This window comes from Longimicrobium sp. (assembly GCF_048594345.1).
Classification (GTDB): Bacteria; Gemmatimonadota; Gemmatimonadetes; order Longimicrobiales; family Longimicrobiaceae; genus Longimicrobium.
Genome location: NZ_JBMDXM010000262.1, coordinates 1 through 5,275, shown reverse-complemented (window position 1 = coordinate 5,275; position 5,275 = coordinate 1). Strand labels below are relative to the sequence as shown.

The window sequence follows — 5,275 nt, the reverse complement described above, 5'->3', positions numbered from 1 at the left end:
GCAACGCCCGGGAACCCGGTCGTGACGGAAAGAACCGCGCGTTTCAGCATGGAGATTCTTCGGTCGGCGCCATGCTCCTGCGCGAACGGAGAGCGCTGCGCGGCGCCTCCCTCAGAATGACAGTTTTGTCGGATCTGGTATGAAAACCAAGATGGCTCCGCGCGGGTTGCCGCGCGGAGCCATCGTGCTCACCGGAAAGGACTACTCCGCCCGGACGCTGCCGGGGATGGCGAAGACTCGCTGCGGGCCGGCGACGCGTGCCTCACAGCGGATGCGCTCGCCCGGCTGTGGCGGCGCGTCTTCGGCCCCGGCCGGCAGCGTGAGGGTGATGGTCTCGCCGACGGTGCCCTCCAGCAGGTTGGCGACCCCGGGGACAGGGTCGGCGCCCTCCACCCGCAGCGTGATCGCCATCGCGTCCCCCGCGGGCTCCACCCGCTGCACCAGCCCGCTGAGCGTGGACCGGTTCTCGACGACCTGCACCATCGGCATGCTCCCGTTCAGGTTTCGTACGCGCCGCCGCCGTTCCTGGCGGCCACGATCGGCATCCCCCTGACCATCACCGTATCGGGCTGCGCGCTCAGGGCGTGCTCCACCGCCGCGAGGCGCGCCTCGACGGCGTTGCGCCACCCGTGGTCCTCCCCGGCCGGCTGCGCGGGGCCGTCGCTCACCGCCTCGTACAGCGCGAGCACCAGGTCACGCACGTTCTGCGGCACCGCCTCGCGTCCGGAGCCGGTGGTCGCCACCCGCGGCACGCGCACGCGCCGGCGCGGCGCGGCGGAGCCCGAGCGCACCGTCACCGTGGCCGTCATCACCGGTCCCGGCGCCGAAATCTGGGTGAGCGCCACGCCGGTCGCCACGTCGTTGTACGAGCGGGTGCTGGGAACCGTGGACCCGGTGAGCGCCACGTTGTTGGCCGATCCGGGGAACGGGTCGCCCGCGTCGCCGCGGTTGCGTCCCTGGTTCAGGTCCGGCCGCCCGTCGGCCTGCAGCAGCGCCACCTTGGGGTGCCGCTCGTCGGCGTTGGAGGCCACCGCGTCGTCCAGGTGGTACACCAGCAGGCCGCCGCCGGGGAGCAGCCGGTCGAACTGCTTCTGCTGCCGGTTCTCCACCAGGAAGTACTCGTTGCCCTGCGCGCCGTCCTTCCACAGCCGGTACACCGTGCGGCTGTCCTTGACGTCGGCCACCGTAAGCACGCCGTTCTGCGTCTGGTTGGCCACCGACACCCACCCCTGCTGGGCCTTGCACCAGGCAGACGGGTGCGCCGGCACGTCGCCGCCGCCGTTCCAGCTGCCGCCCGCCATCAGGCACCAGTTGCCCAGCCCCTCGGACGATCCATCCGTGTCGTACAGGTCCGGCCAGCCGAAGAGCAGGTGGCCCAGCTCGTGGCAGCACACGCCGATGCGCGCGTCCTCGGGAACGGTGAGGTACGCGTAGATGCGGGTGCCGTCGGCGTTGTACTCGCCGTTGGCCAGCACCCACTTGTGCGACCAGATGTCCCCGCCGCTCCCCGTGGTTTCGCCACCGGCGCCCGCGTGCACCACGATGAACGCGTCCACAAAGCCGTTGCCGTCGTTGTCGTACGGCTTGAAGTCCACGTCCTTGTTGGCGGCCTCGGCCGCGTGCCGCGCCATGGTGCGGGCGTTGGGCTCCTGCGCACCCGTGCCCGAGGCGCCGTTGGCGTACTCGGCCAGGGTGCGCGGCAGGCGGTAGGGCCCCACCACCTCGCCGATCACGTCGATCTCGCCGTTGCTCACTTCGGAGAAGTACTCGCGCACGCTTCCCTCCGCCACCTTGCCCCGCGAAAAGAACAGCTCTTCGAAGTGGTTGGCGCCGTGCCGGGTGTCGAACTGGCGGTCGCTGAACTCCACCAGCACCACGACCACGCGGACGCTGCCGCGCAGGGGTGCCCGCTCCAGCGCCGTGCTCCGGACCACCTCCAGCGAGGTTCCCGCGGGAAAGTGGTCGCCGGGGACGATGATGCCGTCGTTCAGCCCCGGCCGGTCGGGGAGTCCAATGTGCAGCAGCGGCGCAAGGTCGGGCGCGTTTTCACGCAGGCGCTCCAGGTCGTCCTTGAGGCGCGCCTGGAGGGCGGGGTGCGGCGGGATGAGGCACCGGGAGGTGGGGTCGTGATGATTGCACATGATCGGCTCCTGTGGTGGTGACGCTGAAGCGAACCCCGGGTTATGGGAGGGATGCGCACGCAACCGTGTGGCGGGGGTGTCCCCCACTCCGTCGTGCGCCGCCGTCCGGATGAGATGGACCGGATGGGCAGGATTCCCCTCCGTTGCGCGGCAGCACGAAAAAGCCCGCCCACGGGTGTGTGGGCGGGCCGCGGACCGAACGCGAAGGGGATGCGGTGCAGTGGAGTACGGGAGGGTCCCCCGCTAGGAAGAAGGAAGCGCTACTTGTACGTGGTCCAGCGGTCCCAGCGGTTGGCGAAGCGGTCGATGTGCAGGTGCAAGCCGGTGCCCATCAGGTCCGGGCGGTTGCGGCGGCGGGCGCTCTCGATCTGCGCCTGCGGCATGCGGTCGTCGGAGATAGACGCCCAGCTGCCGCTGGCGATCAGGCACCTGTTGCTTAGCTCTTCAACAATCTGTCATATCATCTCCCAGATTTCGATGTGCAGCGAGGGGACGATTCTCACGCGGAGGCGCGGAAAAAACAGAAGAGGCGCGGAGGGACGCCCAAAACGCCTCCGCGCCTCATCAGTTCCTCCGCGCCTCATCAGTTCCTCCGCGCCTCCGCGTGATGCTTTTCCGTCGTTCCTCTGAGTGCACAACGAACTGCGAGAAATGGTATCAAGTGTCGTCCAGGTCCGGCCAACCGAAGAGCAGGTGGCCCAGCTCGTGGCAGCACACGCCGATGCACGCGTCCTCGGGCACCGTGAGGTACGCGTAGATGCGGGTGCCGTCGGCGTTGTACTCACCGTTCGCCAGCACCCACTTGTGGGACCAGATGTCCCCGCCGCTCCCCGTGCTTTCGCCACCGGCGCCCGCGTGCACCACGATGAACGCGTCCACGAAGCCGTTGCCGTCGTTGTCGTACGGCTTGAAGTCCACGTCCTTGTTGGCGGCCTCGGCCGCGTGCCGCGCCATGGTGCGGGCGTTGGGCTCCTGCGCGCCGGTGCCCGAGGCGCCGTTGGCGTACTCGGCCAGGGTGCGCGGGAGGCGGTAGGGCCCCACCACTTCGCCGATCACGTCGATCTCGCCGTTGCTCACCTCGGTGAAGTACTCGCGCACGCTTCCCTCCGCCACCTTGCCCCGCGAAAAGAACAGCTCTTCAAAGTGCTTGGCGCCGTGCCGGGTGTCGAACTGGCGGTCGCTGAACTCCACCAGAACCACCACCACGCGGACGCTGCCGCGCAGGGGTGCCCGCTCCAGCGCCGTGCTCCGGACCACCTCCAGCGAGGTTCCCGCGGGAAAGTGGTCGCCGGGGACGATGATGCCGTCGTTCAGCCCTGGCAGGCGCTCCAAATCCTGCTTCACGCGTCCTCCCATCGGCGCGATGCGGGGGGATAAGGCACCGGGCGTGGGGCCGTGATGCTCATCCATCATCAGCAACCGGTGGTGGTGATGCTGAATGGAGCCCTGGACGGAAGGGATACGCGCGAACCCCGGGGGTTGGGGGCCGATCCGCCGTGCGCCGCCGGTGGGTCGAAGGAGTTCTACTTGTACGTGGTCCAGCGGTCCCAGCGGTTGGCGAAGCGGTCGATGTGCAGGTGCAGGCCCGTGCCCATCAGGTCCGGGCGGTTGCGGCGGCGGGCGCTCTCGATCTGCGCCTGCAGCACGCGGTCGTCGGAAAAATCCTTTACGCGGACGCCGCGGCGGCGCAGCGCATCCATCCCGAACACCAGCTGCTCGCGCGTAAGGTCGCGCACGCGCATGTCCAGCGCGCCGCCTGGGCCGTACAGCATCATGTGCTCGCCATGGTCGCGCCCGGTGACGATGATGCGGCGGCCGTAGCGCGCCTCGAACTCCTTCTGCGCCTCTTCCACCGCGGCGGCGAACTGCTCCGGCGTAAGCGCGCCGCGGGGGAGGCCGGCGCTGGAGGCGCGGGTGGCGGGGCGCGCGGCCTGGTAGCGCGGCGGCACGGCGATCCGCTTTTCCCGGTACACGGCGGCGATGGCCGCCTCCAGATTGGCGATGCGGGGCCGCACCCACGGGTTCGCCCCCAGCCGGCTGGTCTCCAGCTGGTTGACGGCCCCGGCGAACTCGCGCAGCGCCGGGTCTGCCGCGCCCAGGGCCAGCAGCGCCGTCCCGCGCTCCACCCGCTCCGACGACGACAGCATCAGCGAGTCCAGGTATACGGCGTCGGCCTCGGAAAGGGGCGCATCCACCTTCGCCTCGCGCCGCAGCGCGGAGACGGCGACCACCACCGCGGCGATCACCAGCGCCAGCGCGCCCGCCACGGCGCCCCGCCACAGCCAGCGCCGCCGCCGCGTGTGCCGGTCCACCAGCCCGCCCTGGCGCGTCCGCGGCGGCGGGGGCGCGGCGAGGGCCACCAGGGCGGGCGCGCGCACGCGGGGCGCGAGGGCGGGCGGCGGCGCCTGTCCGGTGTCGAAGCGGTACACCACCCCGGGCGCGAACTCCAGCAGGTCGCCGTGGCGCAGGCGGCGCGGGGCGGGGGCGGTGTCGCCGTTCACCCGCGGCGGAGCGTCGGCGCGGGCGGGGGAGATCCACCAGCCGTCCTCGCGCTCCAGCAGGGAAACGTGGCGGGGCGCCATGCCGGGGAGCAGGATGCGCAGCCCGGAGTCGGCCGCCGCGCCGATCCAGAAGGGCGTGGACTGCAGGTCGACGTCCGCGCCGCGGGTCTGCGGGGCGGGAACCAGGCGAGGGCGGGAAGGCATGGGCGGCCTACTGCGGAGCGCGAAGCTCCTGTAGCGCCCACCCGTCGCCGGAGCGGCGCAGCGTGGCGCGCGAGGTCACCTGGTGGCGCTGCCCCTGGTAGCGCATGGTGAGCGTGATGACGGCCGTGGCCACGTCGCCCTGCACCCGCGGCCCGTCGGAGAAGGAGTGTGACACCGACAGGTCGGTCCCGCGGGAGAACCGGCCGAACCACGTGCGCCACCGCTCCGTCTCTTCTTCCGAGATGCCGGGGTACGCGTCGCGGATGCGGTCCAGCCGGCGCGATTCCACCGCGCTGGCGTAGCGGGCCACGGCGCTCATCACCGCCTGCCGATCTTCCTCGGCGGTGGGCTCGGCGGGCTGCGCCGGCTGGGTGGCCACCGGCGGCGGGGCGGCGGGGCGGGGCCGGGGGCGCGGGCGGCGGGCGGGCG

The 5,275-nt window shown here is 71.5% G+C and carries 5 protein-coding genes and 1 pseudogene; all 6 read right to left on the bottom strand.

Annotated features, from left to right (window positions below; translation table 11 throughout):
- Nucleotides 1-201: 201 nt before the first annotated feature.
- Nucleotides 202-483 (bottom strand): hypothetical protein, encoded by a 282-nt coding sequence (locus ACOJUJ_RS27800; RefSeq protein ID WP_420130196.1) that lies wholly within the window; start codon nt 481-483, stop codon nt 202-204.
- A 14-nt stretch (nt 484-497) separates the two neighbouring features.
- A complete protein-coding gene (locus ACOJUJ_RS27795) occupies nt 498-2,141 on the bottom strand; it encodes a M6 family metalloprotease domain-containing protein (protein ID WP_420130195.1) in 1,644 nt (547 codons plus the stop codon).
- Between the two features lie 260 nt (nt 2,142-2,401).
- The gene (locus ACOJUJ_RS27790; RefSeq protein ID WP_420130194.1) at nt 2,402-2,524 is read right to left on the bottom strand and encodes a hypothetical protein; all 123 of its coding nucleotides are present in this window, start codon (nt 2,522-2,524) and stop codon (nt 2,402-2,404) included.
- Between the two features lie 274 nt (nt 2,525-2,798).
- Nucleotides 2,799-3,485 (bottom strand): M6 family metalloprotease domain-containing protein, encoded by a 687-nt coding sequence (locus tag ACOJUJ_RS27785; protein ID WP_420130193.1) that lies wholly within the window; start codon nt 3,483-3,485, stop codon nt 2,799-2,801.
- 179 nt (nt 3,486-3,664) lie between these two features.
- Nucleotides 3,665-4,846 carry an FHA domain-containing protein gene (locus tag ACOJUJ_RS27780; RefSeq protein ID WP_420130192.1) on the bottom strand — a complete coding sequence of 394 codons (1,182 nt, stop codon included), beginning with the start codon at nt 4,844-4,846 and terminating at the stop codon, nt 3,665-3,667.
- 7 nt (nt 4,847-4,853) lie between these two features.
- Nucleotides 4,854-5,275 (bottom strand): annotated as a pseudogene (locus ACOJUJ_RS27775) (hypothetical protein); the annotation flags it as partial.

Excerpts from the sequence above, each read along its gene's own strand:
- ACOJUJ_RS27800 (WP_420130196.1), bottom strand. The coding sequence starts at position 483 with ATGGTGCAGGTCGTCGAGAACCGGTCCACGCTCAGCGGGCTGGTGCAG.
- ACOJUJ_RS27795 (WP_420130195.1), bottom strand. The coding sequence starts at position 2,141 with ATGTGCAATCATCACGACCCCACCTCCCGGTGCCTCATCCCGCCGCAC.
- ACOJUJ_RS27790 (WP_420130194.1), bottom strand. The coding sequence starts at position 2,524 with ATGCCGCAGGCGCAGATCGAGAGCGCCCGCCGCCGCAACCGCCCGGAC.
- ACOJUJ_RS27780 (WP_420130192.1), bottom strand. The coding sequence starts at position 4,846 with ATGCCTTCCCGCCCTCGCCTGGTTCCCGCCCCGCAGACCCGCGGCGCG.